General features: G+C 37.9%; 16 protein-coding genes. 3 read left to right on the top strand and 13 right to left on the bottom strand.

Annotated features, from left to right (window positions below; genetic code table 11):
• Positions 1-239 precede the first annotated feature (239 nt).
• From D1839_RS10280 to D1839_RS10270, 3 genes are all read right to left on the bottom strand, one after another.
• Positions 240-1487, bottom strand: a complete 1248-nt coding sequence (locus D1839_RS10280; protein WP_120379815.1) for a glutamate-5-semialdehyde dehydrogenase — start codon at positions 1485-1487, stop codon at positions 240-242.
• Positions 1488-1698: 211 nt separating this feature from the next.
• Positions 1699-2790: a glutamate 5-kinase gene (proB, locus tag D1839_RS10275; RefSeq protein ID WP_120379814.1), complete on the bottom strand. Its 1092-nt coding sequence runs from the start codon at positions 2788-2790 to the stop codon at positions 1699-1701.
• Positions 2791-3733: 943 nt separating this feature from the next.
• Positions 3734-5152: an MDR family MFS transporter gene (locus D1839_RS10270; protein WP_120379813.1), complete on the bottom strand. Its 1419-nt coding sequence runs from the start codon at positions 5150-5152 to the stop codon at positions 3734-3736.
• A gap of 204 nt (positions 5153-5356) precedes the next feature.
• Between D1839_RS10270 and D1839_RS10265 the strand changes: the two genes are divergently transcribed.
• The gene (locus tag D1839_RS10265; protein ID WP_147358281.1) at positions 5357-5611 is read left to right on the top strand and encodes a hypothetical protein; all 255 of its coding nucleotides are present in this window, start codon (positions 5357-5359) and stop codon (positions 5609-5611) included.
• A 278-nt stretch (positions 5612-5889) separates the two neighbouring features.
• Here D1839_RS10265 and D1839_RS10260 read toward each other — a convergent pair whose 3' ends face one another.
• Positions 5890-6627, bottom strand: coding sequence for a hypothetical protein (locus D1839_RS10260; protein ID WP_120379812.1), 738 nt, complete (start codon positions 6625-6627; stop codon positions 5890-5892).
• 261 nt (positions 6628-6888) lie between these two features.
• On the opposite strand from D1839_RS10260, the gene D1839_RS10255 reads away from it, so the two are divergent.
• Positions 6889-7299: a DUF6376 family protein gene (locus D1839_RS10255; RefSeq protein WP_120379811.1), complete on the top strand. Its 411-nt coding sequence runs from the start codon at positions 6889-6891 to the stop codon at positions 7297-7299.
• 317 nt (positions 7300-7616) lie between these two features.
• Here the strand turns inward: D1839_RS10255 and fosM are convergent, their stop codons facing one another.
• The 3 genes from fosM to D1839_RS10240 form a co-directional block, all read right to left on the bottom strand.
• A complete protein-coding gene (gene fosM, locus D1839_RS10250; protein ID WP_120379810.1) occupies positions 7617-8042 on the bottom strand; it encodes a FosM family fosfomycin resistance protein in 426 nt (141 codons plus the stop codon).
• 68 nt (positions 8043-8110) lie between these two features.
• On the bottom strand, positions 8111-8662 hold the full coding sequence (locus D1839_RS10245) for an NADPH-dependent FMN reductase (protein WP_120379809.1): 552 nt from the start codon (positions 8660-8662) through the stop codon (positions 8111-8113).
• A gap of 224 nt (positions 8663-8886) precedes the next feature.
• Positions 8887-9072 carry a hypothetical protein gene (locus D1839_RS10240; RefSeq protein ID WP_120379808.1) on the bottom strand — a complete coding sequence of 62 codons (186 nt, stop codon included), beginning with the start codon at positions 9070-9072 and terminating at the stop codon, positions 8887-8889.
• Positions 9073-9464: 392 nt separating this feature from the next.
• Here D1839_RS10240 and D1839_RS10235 point away from each other — a divergent pair, with 392 nt between their 5' ends.
• Positions 9465-9821 (top strand): carboxymuconolactone decarboxylase family protein, encoded by a 357-nt coding sequence (locus D1839_RS10235; protein ID WP_120379807.1) that lies wholly within the window; start codon positions 9465-9467, stop codon positions 9819-9821.
• A 1015-nt stretch (positions 9822-10836) separates the two neighbouring features.
• Here D1839_RS10235 and D1839_RS10230 read toward each other — a convergent pair.
• From D1839_RS10230 to D1839_RS10205, 6 genes are all read right to left on the bottom strand, one after another.
• Entirely contained in the window at positions 10837-11766 is a 930-nt protein-coding gene (locus D1839_RS10230; protein WP_120379806.1) for a phosphotransferase, read from the bottom strand.
• A 420-nt stretch (positions 11767-12186) separates the two neighbouring features.
• Positions 12187-12693 carry a GNAT family N-acetyltransferase gene (locus D1839_RS10225; protein WP_120379805.1) on the bottom strand — a complete coding sequence of 169 codons (507 nt, stop codon included), beginning with the start codon at positions 12691-12693 and terminating at the stop codon, positions 12187-12189.
• Positions 12694-13175: 482 nt separating this feature from the next.
• Positions 13176-13673, bottom strand: a complete 498-nt coding sequence (locus D1839_RS10220) for a GNAT family N-acetyltransferase (protein WP_120379804.1) — start codon at positions 13671-13673, stop codon at positions 13176-13178.
• 15 nt (positions 13674-13688) lie between these two features.
• The gene (locus D1839_RS10215; RefSeq protein WP_199690062.1) at positions 13689-14057 is read right to left on the bottom strand and encodes a J-domain-containing protein; all 369 of its coding nucleotides are present in this window, start codon (positions 14055-14057) and stop codon (positions 13689-13691) included.
• 250 nt (positions 14058-14307) lie between these two features.
• On the bottom strand, positions 14308-14973 hold the full coding sequence (locus tag D1839_RS10210) for an SIMPL domain-containing protein (protein WP_120379802.1): 666 nt from the start codon (positions 14971-14973) through the stop codon (positions 14308-14310).
• Positions 14974-16305: 1332 nt separating this feature from the next.
• Positions 16306-16860, bottom strand: a complete 555-nt coding sequence (locus D1839_RS10205) for an SLOG family protein (RefSeq protein ID WP_120379801.1) — start codon at positions 16858-16860, stop codon at positions 16306-16308.
• Positions 16861-17623 lie beyond the last annotated feature (763 nt).

The following is a 17623-nucleotide window of genomic DNA, read 5'->3' as shown; positions in this document are numbered from 1 at the left end:
GTGGGAGTTTTCATTTTTCCCCCACTGATGGTTAGCCCAAGGATATGGCCTAAAGACCTCTTGCAGACTAGGTCATTTAGATACCATTAACTCTCACTTAGACTTGTTGCAATACAGATTATCCAACTCCTGAAGTGGGAGTCTTACAGCAACTTATATACGAGATAAATTCTATTACAAAAAGGACTCGCAGTAAGGCGCGCGAACCTCAAAGCTTAGTGCGCCTCTTCTTTTTTCTATTATTCCCTTATTTGCCCTTGACCATAAATATAAAACTTACTCGAGGTAAGCGCTGGCAAACCCATTGGTCCTCTTGCATGTAATTTTTGTGTACTAATACCTATTTCAGCTCCATAGCCAAATTCAAATCCATCTGTAAATCTTGTAGAAGCATTATGATACACAGCAGCTGCATCCACATGTTGCTGGAAATAAACTGCATTGGCATAGTCAGTTGTAATAATAGCCTCGGAGTGTCGTGTTCCATACTTATTAATATGATTTACTGCTTCTTCACATGAGGATACTAATTTAACGCTGATTGCTAAATCCAGATATTCCGTATACCAATCCTCTTCGGTCGCCTGCTTAGCCTTTGAAAAGACTGCACATACATTTTCATCCCCAAAAATCACAACCTGTTTCTCAGCTAAGGCTTTTAATAAAACAAGCCCATGTTCTTTAAACCAGTCTTTATGGATTAGTAACGATTCAATTGTATTACATACAGATGGACGCTGCAATTTTGCATTTAAAACAAGCCTCATAGCTACATTTTTTTCTGCGGAAACATCAATGAACATATGACAATTACCTGCTCCGGTTTCAATAACAGGTACCGTAGATGATTGTAAAACCGACTGAATCAGTTTTTTTCCTCCTCGAGGGATTAACACATCTAAGTATTCATTTAATGTAAATAATTGCTGGGCGGTTTCTCTGCTCGTATCCTCAATTAGCTGGACAGCATCCACTGGAAGTTTACTTTTCGCGAGTGCTTGATGAATGGAAGCTACTAAAGCTTGATTGGAATACTTAGCTGATGAACTTCCACGCAAGATAACTGCGTTACCCGTTTTTAATGATAGTGTTGCTGCATCGATCGTTACATTTGGACGTGCTTCATAAATCATTCCAATAACACCAATAGGCACCCGCTTCCTTTCCATCCGAAGGCCATTATCCTTTTCTAAGCTTTCGAGTACCTCACCAATTGGATCATTTAAATCAATCAGTTGAAAAATTGCATCGTACATCACTTCAATTCTAGTATTATCCAGCATGATTCGATCTAAAATTGCTTTTGAAATGCCCTTGTTTTCCCCTTCTTGTAAATCCTTTTGGTTCTCTTTTAAAATTAATTCCTTATCCTGTACCAGCTGTTCTGCAATGTACTGCAACGCTTGGTTTTTTTCCTCTGTTGTTATACCATTTAACTGATAACTTGCTGCTTTTGCCAATTTTCCTTTTTGCTGTACTTCATACATAGAAATTCCTCCTCGTATCTTATATTTAGGCGTTATTTTTTCGCCCATTGTTGCTTACTTTTATTTGTTTTACAGCTTAAGAATTTATACGTGCGTTGTACCCGTATTTTATTTATTTTCTACTTGCCATATCACCGCACGTCTTCTTCCATTTAATATTTAAGTAATCCTTTTTTAGTAACCATAATCCTTGAGTTACGCTACTATTTGTTTAGGTTAACCTTACCCAACGGTCGCGATGAATCACCCGGGAGGATAGACAATCTTTATCAGAACTTCTTAATTGCAGCTCTTTCATAACGACATCTGCCGAACAGCTTACCTCTCCCTTCCCAATTAATCCATTTTTGCCATACACTTCTACGACATCTCCCGCTTTAAAATCACCTTGTACTTTACGGATCCCAGCAGCTAAAAGACTTGCTCCTTGATAAAGAATCGCTTCTTCAGCGCCATGATCTACATATACTTGACCTACTGGCTCCGAATGAAGGGCAATCCATTGTTTATTCGTTGTAATGGAGCCTTTTGCAGGATTAGTAATATAAGTACCATCGCCACTTCCCTCCATAATTTGCGACAGCTTTTCGCCTCCTTTACCAGTACCGATAAATACGCTGACCCCCAATGACAAGGCCATTTTTGCTGCTTCCAGTTTTGATTTCATTCCACCTGTACCAACAGACGATCCATGCTGATCCGCTTGGGCAATCATTTCTTCTGTAATGCGATCTAAATAATCGTATTTTATCGCATCTGGATTTTGGCGCGGATTCTCATTATATAAACCGTTAATATCGGTTAACATAATTAATTGGTCAGCATGTACAATACCGCTTACTAGAGCAGACAGCATATCATTATCTCCAAACGTAAGTTCTTTAATGGATACGGTGTCGTTTTCATTAATAATCGGAATAACTCTACGTTCTAATAATTCCATCAATGTATTAAACGCATTTTTGTATCGTTCTCGATCTTTAAAATCGTCTCGTGTTAAAAGTAATTGCGCAGCTCGTAAATCATGCTCTGAAAATTTCTCCATATATGCTTGGATTAACAACCCTTGCCCTGCAGCAGCTGCTGCTTGTTTTCCTTTCAATGTGACAGGTCTAGAGGCATAGCCTATTTGTGAAAAACCGGCAGCCACAGCGCCTGACGAAACTAAAATAACATCATGGTTCAATTGGCGAAGCTTCGCAATGGCCTGCACATGTTCCGTTAGCTTTGCTTCGTCCATCTCCCCACGCACATTTGTCAACGAGCTACTCCCAATTTTCACAACGACTCTCTGTTTACTCACTTTGCATACTCCTATTCCCATTATCTTTTTATATTCTATGAATTTAACTGCAGTACCTCTAGGTTATTTTATAAAAGGGTAACTGCTACTAAGCTGCGTTATTGATCCATCTTATTTGTATAATTGTAAAAAAAGCCCTATCCATCCTGTATACAAGGACGAAAGAGCTTTCTTCCGCGGTACCACCTATGTTGAATGTCGTAAAGACATCCCGCTTGCTTCTATAACGCCGAATATAGCGCCCATTTTAATGGGACTCAAAAGGCAGGTTCTGTGGATTCACGTGTAGGGAGCTTCCAGCTGTTAACTTCCCCTCTCTGGCACTGAATGGACCACATACTAATCCTTTCTTACCGTTCAATTGTATTTTTATAATATTATGGATAGAAAAGCGAAGAATGTCAACTGTTTTTTTAATTTATGTCGCACGAGCTGGCAATAAAAATGCTCATTCACCCTTAAAACATCGAAATCAGTGCAAGTTCCAACTACGAGTAAATGCTAATTCTGTTCGGATACCTTTAAGATATACATCTGTAGTGTTTAGAAAAACTTGGCTTGTCGCCAAGTCTTATGGCGGAAGCCTTTGTTTTTCTTACACTATAAACCAAAAAAATCTTATACTTTCCTATAGTGGAACAAAGGCGCAAGCGCCCGTTTAGCAACGTAGCGACTGAAACGAATCAACTAAAGCTTTAGGAATCATGCTCCTGCAACAGGAGTATGCCGACACCTGAGCAGTAAGCCCGTTTTTAGTCGGCCTTCCTCTTAACCTCGAACCAATGATGACTTATCGTAGGGCGCTTTCGTGAAGTCGCCTAGTTGCTGGGCGCTTACGCCGGACGTGGCTATTCCGTTATTCCCTTATCCCAAAGCAACAAATTTTACACTTTCTTATCTTGGAACAAAGGATTAAAAAATCCCAACTGATTGGAGTTTTGCTTTACCTGCCAATACGAACTTTTGAATCTGATCCTGATTTGATAAAAAGGGATAAGATAAGGGCAATGATCGCGAACAATCCTGCTACAATGAATGAAATATTCACACCATGAATCATGCCTGGAACACCTTGATCTGGTAGAGCAGCATTTGTCATCACCGTTACTAACAACGCTGTTCCAACAGCTCCAGCAACTTGGCGCATCGTGTTATTCATCGCTGTTCCATGTGGAATAAGGTGGATAGGAAGTTGATTTAAACCGGCAGTTGTAACGGGCATCATCACCATCGCTATTCCTAGCATACGGATAGCGTTAACTGTTGCGATATATGCAAATGATGTATCTATTGATAAATTTGTAAACATAAATGTTGTTACAGTAACAATGGATAAGCCAATTATTGAAAGCCAACGTGCACCAAAACGGTCAAATAACCTTCCAGTGATTGGGTTCATCACACCCATAACAATTGCCCCAGGCAACACCATTAAACCGGATTCTAAAGCAGTAAACCCGAGCATATTTTGTGCAAGGATAGGAATGATAACAGCCGCACCGATCATCGCCATAAAGGTAACCATTCCTAATACAGTTGTCAATGAAAATACTGGATTACGAAATACACGGAATTCTAAAATCGGCTCTTCTAATTTTAATTGACGCCAAATAAAAATCGCCAACGTGATCGCCCCAATAACTATGGACGCAACCACCTGTAAACTTCCCCAACCGCTATTACCTGCGGCACTAAATCCATACAATAAACCGCCAAAGCCTAGCGTAGACAGGATGATCGATATAACATCGACCTTTGGAAATGTTTGGTTGGTAATATTTTTCAAAATAAAATAGGCAACGATGATATCGATAACGATAATTGGTAATACGACATAGAACACACTTCTCCAAGGGAAATGCTCTACTAACCAACCGGATAATGTCGGTCCTATAGCTGGAGCGAAGGCAATGACCATCCCGAACATTCCCATTGCAGTTCCACGTTTTTCAATTGGATATATGAGAAACAATATTGTTTGCATTAACGGCATCATTATTCCAGCAGCTGCAGCTTGACCGATTCTCCCGATCATTAATACGGAAAAATTAGGAGCTATCGCACAGATTGCTGTTCCTAACGCAAATATGCTTAATGCAGTTATAAAAAGACTTCTTGTCGTAAAACGTTCGATCAAAAATGCCGTAATCGGAATCATAATTCCGTTTACCAGCATAAAGATGGATTGCAACCATTGAACAGTATTCGCATCTAACTGTAAATCTTGCATGATTTTTGGTAATGCAGTTGCTAATAACGTTTGATTTAAGATGGCGACAAACGCCCCTGAAATAAGGACAATCAGCAATGGCACTTTGTTTATTTCTCTTGGATTTTTTGCTGTTACGTTTTCTGAACTCACCAAACCTCTCCCTTCTGGCTAAATATCTGCATTAATGGAAGCAAGATATAACACTCAAAAAATCGTTTCCTTAGGCGTACGGAAACTCTGTATATTGCAGCCAATGTAAAAGTTTACACAAGTACTTTCCATCCGCGTATATAAGGGGCAATACCATCCAATAGCAAAAAGGTGGGGGGTGCCCGTTTAGCACAACGTAAGCGAATGAAACGAATTCACGGAGATAAAGGAATCATGCCACTAACAGGGATGAGCAGACGTCTGGGCGCCAAGCCCGTTTTTAATCGGCTTCCTCTTAGCGATGAACCGATGAGGCCTTGTCGGGGGCGCATTTCTAAAGTGGATCGTTGCTGGGCTCATGCGCCAGACGTGCCTAGTCGGTTATTTCGCTATCCACAAGCACATCATTTTATACTTTCTTATCTTCGAACAAAAACTTCTGTCCGATATGTGGCATAAATAACATCATACCACATCATAAAAACGATACAAACCAATACGTTTTATCATAAAGAGAAACTTCTGTTAACGGAAGGAAAGGCCACGATCATGGTTAATTGAGCGAATCGAGTATGATTTGCAGTTGAATTTTCCAGTTAAACGCTTTATTAGTTTTCATTCTCTAAATTTGCAGGGAGAAACTTCCATGAGCGCAAGTCTTTACCTCGCTCATGGTTATGGGACTTGTTAGAAGGTGCTTCCATTCTAATACAAATGGTTCTTCCACGAACTTTACTCTAATTCTCAAATTTATAATGTAGATAGCTATGGAATTCTCCATTTTGAAAGGGATATAGTTTTAGTTTTTTCGCTTCTGTTGCATGATTGACAATAATTTCCTCCAGTAATTCAGCTGAAGTCTTATTCACGGTAAGTAACCCTAGCTGCTCTGCGGTATGATATAATTTGGCCTCATGGACATTTTGAATCAATTGATTCATTTTCTCTCCTTGAAGCTTAATTCCAAGCTGCTTTGCTTCTATCTCTATTTCCAATTGAATAAGTTCCTGTTTTACCTGTTGGTATGTTTTACCTTCGATATGAATCCCTAATTGTTCTGCTTTCCTTTTCAATAACTTCTCATTCACCTCTTTTGCTAATTTTCCAGACGTTTTTCCATCGCTTTTAATTCCAAGCTGTTTTGCCTTCTGCACCAATTGCGCATGCAGAATTTCTTGTTTTAATTGCTCTCTGTCTTTCCCTTCTACTTGAATCGCAAACTTTTTAGTTGCTTGCTTCAAAGTCATCTGCTCTACTTCTTGTTTTAATTCTTTTGTTGTCTTCCCTTCTACATCAATACCCAATTCTTTCGCTGTATACATTAACAAAGCTTCATGATATCGTTGATGCTCTTTGTTTTTAAATTCCGCTATTTCTGATAAAGGTTCATAAAAATAGGTGGATGCTTTCGCTTGAATTCCTGATATAAAAAGTATTCCAAGTACCATAATAACGATGTAACGTTTGTTTTTCATACCAATCATCCTTTACTGTAAATGCTCTCAATTAAATAGTTTTGCCTATCGTATCATAAGCATTAGTACCAATTACTTGAAACTTAAACGGGAGCTTTTTCGTAAAGATTAGAGTAGGCAGCCAAAACAAATCTGTTCGTTTCTGTTTCAAAAAAATTTAGCCGATAGAGAATTTTTGCTACCTTCCATATTACTATGAACGGTTACCATTTTGATAAGAACAACTACTCCAAATCTGAACAAAGAAAGGATTAAGTTAGTATGAAAAAAATTATTCTTAGCATGTTATGTTTTTTAGTTTTATTATTGAGCGGATGCAGCATTTTAGAAGAAGCATCGGATTCCTTAAACTATCTGGACGAAGCAACAACGTATCTTAATGACTTAAACAATTTTATAGAGGAAGCCGCTTCCTTAGAAAAAGATCAGCTAATGACGCGACTAGAGAATTTAGAAACTACGATAACAGATTTTATTAATCTTGATCCTCCGGAGGCTGCAGAAGATATTCATCAGGAATTAAGAAACCAAAGTGAACTATTATTAGATGAGACGTATCGTTTAATGGAACAAGGGGAGCTAACTTTCGAACAAGTAAAAGATACAGATATATACCAAACCATTGAAAACATCCATTCACTGCAAAACCAAATCGAGCAACTTGAACTTTAAAGTGAAATATGTATGTAGAATCCCCCTTCACCTACATGTATAAACTCTCGTCACCTATGGACTCCTTTATAACTATTAAAGACAACAGCTTACCCATATCCTAAAGGTGAAAAAAAGTGGTTCGCTTCATTTTTATCCATTATAATAACGGCATTTTGGATAAAAGATGCCGTTATATATTCATAAAGTGCCTTTTAGCATGGGGAATTTCATCGGATTGTTCGTACTGCAAGGGTAGGGAGCCTCGAATCGGAAATTTAGGAACTATCTCCTATTGTACCATCCAGGCTCTACGAAATTGGGGAATTATGGCGCCTTTAATTAGAAAAAAATTCCATATGCTGTTTTTCTTCTTTGTAATATGCTAATCGATCGGCTAGTGTACCAGTATGGAATTCAAACTTATGCCCATCTGGATCAGTAAAATAAACGGATTTTCTATCTCTCTCGTCCCTTGGTCTTCCTTCTAAAATAGTTACGTTCAACTTTAGTAATTTTTGGTACATCCTGTCAAAATCCGCTTCGTCAATTGAAAAAGCAATATGTGTATACGAATGATGAATTTCCTGACGCGGGATATCTTTTTCTTCATTTAACGCTAGCCAAATTCCATTTACATCAAAGTATGCAGTACTCCTTCCCTTGACTAATAACTTAGCAGCAAACACGTACTGATAAAATGTAATCGATCGTTCTAAATCAGATACTGAAAATAAAATGTGATTAATCCCCTTGAGTGTCATTTATATTCTCCTTTTTCGAAGTGTTATTTAAACAAAAACTTGCTTCCATGAAGAAAGCAAGTTTTTGTTTAAATACAAACCTTTGTTTTTTCAGTCCATTCCATGAAGTTATCCAGAACCATATCTATAAACTGAATGGTCGGCTCATCTGTGAAACGTCCTTGCTCATCCATTTTATTTTGAATAGCACCAATGAATACTTCATTTCCTGGTAAGGTTAAAGCACCTATCCCAGGGGAATTTAAAATTTGTCGAAGTTGCATTTGTGCTCGAATCGTCCCCATTACCCCCATGGAGGCACCAACAATCATTGTCGGTTTATTCACCATTACTTGTTCCACTCTTGAAAACCAATCGAGTGCGTTTTTTAACATTCCGGAAATAGAGCTGTTATACTCCGGCGTCGCAATTAGCACCCCATCGCTTGCTCGTATTTTATTTTTTATTTCGTTTACAATTACTGGTGGATTTAATTCCTCATCCTGATTGTAAAATGGAAGCTGAGCAATTGGAAGAATTTCGATCTCCACTTTATCTGTATATCTTGCTTGTAAAAATCGTACAAGCTTCATGTTATAAGAGCTCTGTCGATTACTGCCCACTATTGCTGCGATTTTCATTCTAATTGCCTCCTGCATTTAATTATTTGCCCTATTTATTGATAACAAAAGCTAGGTTAAATAGCAAGGGAACTGTTCTAGATGAGAACGAGCAATTACAGGCGCCTTTCATTTCGCTTAACGAGTAATGAATTTACTTTTAGCCGCTACCTCTTTTATCACTATAATTATTTATTTTCCACTTAAATATATCTAGTTTAATTGGTCACACGTTGAATTTCACATTACTCCTCACGGTAATTCTTTTTAGCCTTTCGCTTATTAAGATATTTTTTGATTACTGGATAAATTACTGGTCCATACTTAATTAATTGTCGAATTAATTTCTTCATAGAAATTCCTCCAATTCGCATCTCTAGTTTATCGCACATTTGAATTAAAGTGACCCCTTGTTCTAATGGCGTTTCCAATCCAATTCTTCTATCTGCATGAAAGCGAGAGATACTTAACTTTCAAATAGCAAGTTTATTTTTAAGCATCGAAAGGATAGCGTTTATGTTTTAATTCTGTGCTCCAAATTCTCTACCTATTAAAGGCAAGGATTTACAAGCTCGCCATAACGTGAATTTTCCACCAGAGGGGCTTTCCTCATCCCCCTGAAAACTGCAGCCTTAGCTAGTGAAATAAGAACAATGTAAAGCTACGTGCGATTATGCGATTAACTGTTTAAATTCTTTCCCTTTTTCGTTTTTTTTAAAACAAGTACTACGATTTCAAATGTAACTGTTTTATTCTTGCATTGTTTAGTCTAGTTATTTTTGGTCAAACTAACACTATAATTTCCGGAAAAGGAGTGGAATTCATGGGAGCATCCAAGAGCTCTATAGAACAAACATTATTGGCGTATAAAAAAGGTGTAGACAACTTTGCAAAGCAAATGCCCGCATTTACAGATAAGTATAACGATTTCACAGAAGCATGCTTTCAAGCAGGTGAACTTTCTGCTAAAGCAAAACAACTAATTGCCTTAGGAATTAGCCTTCATGCTCAGGACGAATATTGCATCATTTATCACACGAAGGGTTGTTTAGATCAAGGCTGTACAAAACAAGAAATATTAGAAACAACTGCTGTTACAGCAGCATTTGGTGGTGGTGCGTCCATGAGTCAAGCAGTAACGCTTGTCCAAGAATGCATCGCAGAGCTAGCCACTGGATAAAGGCGCGGGGCGGGGCGCCCGTTTAGCAACGTAGCGACTGGAGCGAATCAACTAAAGTTTTAGGAATCATGCTCCTGCAACAGGAGTATGCCGACGCCTGAGCGGCAAGCCCGTTTTTAGTCGGCCCTCCTCTTTGTAACGAACCGATGATGACTTTATCGTAGGGCAATTTCGTTAAGTCGCATCGTTGCTGGGCGCTTAATCCGGACGTGGCTATTCCGTTATATCGGTATCCCAAAGCCAAAATTTTTATGCTTTCTTATCTTTTAAAAATAGGATTTTCCTTAAAGTTTCTTCTTAAGTGAATATCACTATACAATCATCTTCTTAGCCAGTAGGTTGGAAACTAAGTTCTGCTAGACAGGACTTCTATCTCGCCATTCATAGGGTTTCCTTTCCGATTCATACGACGAGATTATGTATGAGTTCAAGTTAATTAATTTCTACAGATACGATCATTACATTTTCATCATCGGTGCTATTTGTTAGTCTTCTTCCATTTCGATGATATCTTATAATCCTGCATGGTTTTGGTTACTATATAAATGAAACAACCACTTGCTCCACATCACCGCTACAGTTATATGGACTCTGAATCCTCTGCCTTAGTAGAATTAGCATTTTTACTATCGTTCATATGGACTTCTGATTCTAGCTTCGTTTGTCGAGACTCGAGCATAATTGCCGACAACCATTTGTTTGTTTTTCTCAGACTTTGTTTGAATACATTTCTACAGGTTAATCTAGTTCATCATCTGGAATAGTAGCGATCAGTTCTCTAACACGTTCTACTTATTCACTATGCGGATAATAGTAATATCATAAATCTCATTATATCTAATGTGAGACCCTATAAACACCTGTAATGTATCAGTTAAAAATGTTTTATACGTCGAAAGTTTTGGCTTTTCCGCACTATTTTATTTTTTTAGTAACCCGCTAATTATGCCAAGTACCATGCAAATAGATAATGGTTTGGGCCGTCTCCCCCCAACTACTTCTCCTCGCTAGATGGTTAAAGTTGATAAGATTTACTTTCTAAAAACAAATCCACCACACTTGAAAAAAGCTTTCGCTGCGATTTCTTTTCCCAGTCTTCAAGAACCTCTGCCATGAGCCACATTACTTCATCTAAAAACACATGCTTTAATGCTATATCCCATGATTCTTTTTCCAAATCAGTCAGTTGGACATAATTATAATAACCAGCTAAGAAAGCATTCCATTGCTCTACAGTAAAAACAATATCAGGTGCTGTATTCATTTCATTATGAAATAGTAGTAATGCTAAAGCTAAATCAAAGATACGCGGAACCCTTGCAGCATTGTCCAGATCTATCAAGTAAGGTTCAGGTGTATATACTAAATTATTCGCTTTATAATCATGCGGAGTTAATACGTGAGGTAATGAGAGCTGTTGCAGTTCTGTTTGCATGGACACACAGGATAGTAACTTTTCTTTTAGTACTGCTATTTTTAGAGAAACATGATTGGTTTGTGCGTGCGTTGCAATGGCTCCTACGCTCTCTTCTACCTCCTCATGAGTAAAATCATACACATTATATGATGAAAGCAGATATTGACCTTTTGCAGGCGATAGCGCGTGAATGTTCCCTAATAAAGCTCCAGCAGTATATATTTGCTCGTTTGACGCACGGTACTTTTCTCCTTTTATAAATGGGTATACGACATAACAGTCTTGACCAATTGCTTGTGGATTGTCTACGTCCATTTTTATTGGTGTAACAACGGAGACATCATTTTCTTGCAAAAACTGCGTATATGCTGCTAATGTACGCGCTCGTCCAAGCGGTTTTTGGGTTTTCTTAACAATGACTTCCTTGCCTTCATAAAGGACGTGATAAACAGGAGAATAAGGATATATACTTACAGGCTCTTTTGATACTGAAATATGAAATTGTTCAAGAATTTTAATAGCATGCATACTGTTCTTACCTTTCAATAAATTGTTTTGAATGTTTACTGCAAGCATTTATTGCATTGCAATGTATGTTGCATGGGTAATGATTACATCGTTTTTATTTTAAATTCATGTTGGGGACGGACGATTTCCCTTATCTGTTAACTAGAGCGGTATTCACAAACACCACGGGTATATACACATATAACCAAATGAAGTACATTAAAGGTTACTGTCGATTCTAAAAAGAAGCTTACTCCTCCAAATAAAATAAAGTGACTATTCAACCAGTGAAAATTTTCATTCATCCCCACTGATTATTAGCACGCAAGAGGATGACCTCAAGGCCTCTGAATGAATCGGTATGTAGGTGCTGTTATCTTCAAACTTAGACTTGGTTGCAGTACAGATTCTCCAACTTCTAAAGCGGGAGTCTTACGGCACCTATACGGGATAAAACGCTAAATTCTTCCACCCGTATACAAGCGTCGGTAATTCATGACCGCCAATATTCAACTGTGTACGATGGATTAATTTTCCTCCCATCGCTTCGTAGAAATACGCTGCCTTGTTCTCAGCCAATACGCTCACCACCATCGAGTTAATTCTCTCTTGATGAAGCTGCTTCACTACTGTTTGAAATAGCTTTTTTCCAATGCCATTTCCTTGATGCTCCTCTAACAGATAAATCGCATAGAGTTCTCCCTTATAATCTGGATAATTCCCTGTCCTTTCTTTGCCGCCGAAAGCAAAACCAACTATGTGGCCACTCTGATCTTCAGCTATATAGATAGTTTGTTTCCTTATATTTTCCTGCCACCTTTTTGGCTCATACGTTAACGTTTGTAAAAATGCCTCAGGTAAAATCCCTACGTAGGTTGATTTCCAGCTATCCACATGCACTTTGGCTATGGAAGCAGCATCATCTATATTCGCCTTTCGTACTTTCAACAGATCTCCACCTTTCTTGTTCTATTTTAGTTTTCTCATTTCCTCTGCACGTATATAGTAAGGTAGATTTGGAATCTCTGCTTCCATGACAATGGCAGTTAAACCTTGTTCCGATCGTGTTACATCGTGTTCTCCTTGTCGCGACCAAAGGCCCAGAGCGACCGGTTAGCAACGTAGCGACTGGAGCGACGAATGCTGATGGTTTCCTTTTCCTTCACCTTTTCCTACAAACACTAAAAACAACTGATCCGTTGAAGCAGGATGTTCACCATTTATACCCTAATTCAATATACATACAGCTCATTTGAAGTGAAGCTTTACAAAAGCTGTAATATCGGCGTAATCTTCAATTGTTTTGATTGATTTTAATTGACCTTGTGAGTTGTATTCTATAGTCTGTGAAAAAACGATACATTCTCATCTGGTTTTTTCCACCCTTAACAGCTCTCCAATTGCACGTATACCTGTATGGAAGCAGTGACTCAGCTTTGCACTTTATGCGGATAAAGCACCATGCGAATCGTTTGCAAAAAATGCCCAGAAAAATTTTCTGTGAATTCTTCTAATGCTTTAAAACCTTTCCTTTCATAAAAACGTCTGCCAATCGTATTCTCTTTCTCGACATGGATAATAATCTCTGCGCCCTCGCTTATAACTCTACCAGCTTCTAACAAAGCTGACCCTATCCCTCCCCCCTGATAAGCCGGAAGTACATAAATAGCTGCCAATTCCATTGTCCCTTTATCGGTGACAGGTGCATAGTTAGCAAAGCCAATTACTTTCCCGTCTACCACAGCAATAAAAAAGTGAGATCCTTTTAAACGCCTGATTAACATCTTTTTACTATATGCACCTGCTAAAAATGCATCTTGAATTTCTATTGGAATTATTCCTTGATACGTTGTATGCCAACTCGTTGTTGCTACTTCTTGCACAGCTTCTATATCTTTTTCTTCCATCTGACGTATATTCAATTTCATGTGACCTTCCTCCCCCTAGTCGTATATTTTATTGCGCTGTAAAGAAGGCGGGCATAGGCGATTGTACTGTTTTATTTTTTTGTTAGTAAACTTCATCTTTTCTTTCCTTTGTTTCCCATCTAGAACAGCTATTTCTTCTTTCAATGCGTCAATTTCATTCGCTAATTCAATCCACCTCGGTAGTACATGATTATCCTTCATTGTCTTATACAGCTGTTTTTCTTCTGGATTAAAATAATTGTTAGCTAATTTAAGTGGTTTTCCTTTTCCAGGTAAACGATCGAAATGCCCTTCCTTTTCTGCTCTTTTTACCATCTCGCTAATCGGGTCATTGTATTGAATACGCTCATCAACCTCATATTCTTTTTTAGAATCCTTATTCAACCTACTTTCCCCCTTTTCCGTCATTTATTTCTATAATACTATTCGACAAATTCGTAAAATACCCTGCAATTATAGGAATTTCTTTTTATGATCTCACCCTATCGGAAGAAAAGATGCGGATAATTGATTTCGTGTTTAACACAAAAATGTTTTACAACCAACGAGCTGTTAAAAATTCAATTGATTCACAGCCGATATTTTTACATGCTGTTATTCATTGGCTTATATATCGTAATCGTTTAGCAGTAGTTCAATACTTATATACCAACTCAACGGTTGCTACTATTTCAATTTGACCTGATTGAACAGGTGTCGTTAAATTTTCTACAGAAGTCGAAAAAGCTTTATGAGCTAGCAGTGGTTGAGCTGTTTGCTCGATAACCTCAAATGGAGTTGGATCTAGAGGTAGGTGGAATTTTCGAGCAATAGTATGGGCTTTTCGAGCTCCGTTTTCCAAAGCATTTTGCAAAGCTTGATCGTAGATTGTTTCTTGCTGATCGGTTGAAAATTGAATCGAAAAAACACGGTTCACTCCTTCTTGAACAGCTCGATCAATAATTGTGCCAATTTGATCAAAACCTGTAATTGTAACTTGAACAGTATTGACAATCTGGTATCTTTGGTTAACAGGCTCTCCATCCTTAAAATCAGAAATCGGTCTGACATTATATACAGATGTTTGAATATCTTTTTGGGAAACACCTAATTCTAGCAGAGCTTGCATCACTTGATTCATTAAACGAGCATTTTCTTGCTGCGCCAAAAGCAAGGACTGATTTTCTGTTAATACTCCTAATTGAATGGAAACGATGTTCGGTTCCACAGCTACTTTCCCCATCCCATAGACTCTAATTATTCTATTTGGGGTTACTTCTGTCCTTGCAGGAGTTTGATAGTAATTCGGATACGTATACATATAAAGCAACCTCTCCTTTCCATTTTAAAGCCAGCTTAACTAGCAGTTTCTGTCTATTTAAGAATATGCTTTCTTAGTAATAATGATGAAAGTCACACCTAGGAAAGAATTGCAAGCAGCTACTATTTTTTCCTTTCCAGTTTAAATTGTGAACTTCGAGCAACCTACTTGTGACCTTCGGCGATTTCACTGTGACTTCCGGTGAATTGCTTGTGAACTTCGGTGAATTTATATATTTCACCAAGAAATTAAGTTCTCATAATCTCTAATTTATTTTCTGCCACTTGTACTTCCGACTGACTGCAAATTTTCTTTCTTAAACAGTCTTTTCATCATGTATGGGAATGAAATGTCAACAAATTCTCGTGGTTGGCGATTATTAATATAAGGTTCCATTAATAAAGCATAGTCCGAAAACGCATATCAATGAGCAATTTTGGATGGATCATAACAACTGTTAGCAACACCATGATCCATAATGAAAATACATTTTTCCTGCATGACATTTTAGACAGAGTACCCCCGCATTAATTCTTGTTCTTTTAATGCGTACTTCTTCAAAACATTTATTTTTTTCGTGATATGGGAGGATATGAAGAGAAAAGATAACTGAACTATCTCTTCTGCAGACAGTATTTTGTAAATTTCTCTTGAAATAGCTTCAGTTTTTCGAGGAATTTCTCTTTATGAATAATAAGATCTGAAATTTTTTATTCTTTGTAAGATTTTTTAAGATGATGTTGGGATTCGTGTAGTCAACCAATTCCAAGGGGGGTTGGTGAAAATTATATTGCCACAGCCAACGAAGAAATCTTGTATGCTGTAGGTTTATCTGATACATCGGATACGTAAATGCTTTTTTTATGATCGGAAATGCGGATAGCTTGTCCCATCTCGTCAAAGATGACATGGTCTTTAATATATCTCACTTCTACTGTTAAGATAAAGTTATTGAGACAATAAGTGGATCTATTTGAAAATAATCATTCCTCCTTTAGACGGACATTGTAAAAAATGAGAAATGTTTGCTGGGGTAAAAATGGAAGGGGATACGAGGATACTCCAAAGAAGCTTCACCTATATAACCTGCTCGTAGCCGTTTTACTCTACTGGTTATAGTGTCTTTTAAAGTGTGGATCGGCGAAAGCCTTCGTGCTAATGCTTGTAAAGGTTTAATAATCAAGGCAGTACTTCCTTTCCTTTAATTTAAAGTAGTTATTCATTATATTCGCTACATAATACTAAAAACCTGCAAGCTGGGTTAGTCCATCTTCTGCCTGCTTAATTTGTGAACTTCGAGCAACCTACTTGTGACCTTCGGCGAATTTCCACTTAAATCCAGTAATCAGGATCAGCCATTCTTATTTCTTCGACTACATCATCAAGGTCTGACGGTGTAATGGTATAAATCGCATGGTCCGGCATCGCCTGTTTAACGACTTCATAAAAAAAGCGAGTGCTTCCTGGGTATTCTTGATCAACTAATAATAAACAGGCGTCACTTTTGTCAGCTAACCACATGTTTTTTGCTTTAAACTGATAGGCCCCACGGTAATCGCCTTGATATAAAGGTTTATAAAAATCTGCAGACGCAATAATAGCCTGATATTTTTCCTGCAATGGCTCAGGCCAGCGACTATCTTGCTTCTCAAATGGCGGAAAAACACCTAGCCGAACATCATATTCCTTTTGTAAATCAAACACAACTTCTGCTGTCCACAGTTCCACTCCCATTTGTCCAGAAATTAGTACCCATTCCAGCCCTTCTTCGATCATAGGCTTGAGTCGCTTCCTAATCGCTGTTTTAATGAATGTGATTCGATCATCCTCCTCATTGAAGATATTGATTTCCATTGGTTTATACCCTGTTACCGTTATAATTTTCATTTTATCTGTTCCCTTCTACTAGTTCTATCCTCATATTTAGATGGAAGCTTTCATAACGTATTTACCTATTTTCTAGATTCGAACACTCATGTTGGCAGCTTTGTTATTAAACAAAGTGTTACACATCGTTTACATGATGATGTTAGAACAATCTGCCAATCCACTTTTAATCAGATTGTTTTCATCCACTATAATAGTTTTTTGTTTGGCAGATGTTATCGGCATCTAAGTGGTAGTTGGATTCTTATCTAATTATACTGGATTTCATCTCGTAGTATGGATGGGCAGGACTTACTACCGATTAGATTTGAGATAAAGTGAATCTTCCATCGGGGGATGGATGAACCCCAATGATTGTTAGTAGCCCGAGGATATGACCTTTAAGCCGCTTACGAAAGAGGGCTTTTTGGAGCTGTTATCTCCCACTTACACTTGTGGCTGTATAGATTATCCTATTCCTGAAGTAGGTGTCTTACACCAACCTATATACGGTATAAGTGATCAGAGAAAATGTTTCGTATCTATTTACGTTTATAAGAACAAAGGCGCAGGACGCCCGTTTTTAGTCGGCCTTCCTCTTAACCACGAACCGATGATGACTTATCGGAGGGCGATTTGTGAAGTCGCCTAGTTGCTGGGCGCTTAAGCCGGACGTGTCTAAATAACTTCGTAAGTTTATCCACAGCTGGAAAATTTTATAATTTCCTCACTAGCGTTGCATAAACTTTTTATTTCAAAGTCAAGCGAAAATATCTTGTACCAA

It is taken from the genome of Roseburia sp. 1XD42-34 (genome assembly GCF_009917385.1).
Lineage (GTDB): Bacteria > Bacillota > Bacilli > Bacillales > Amphibacillaceae > Virgibacillus.
Note: the sequence above shows the minus strand (reverse complement) of the source record. Positions and strands in the feature narration are given on the sequence as shown.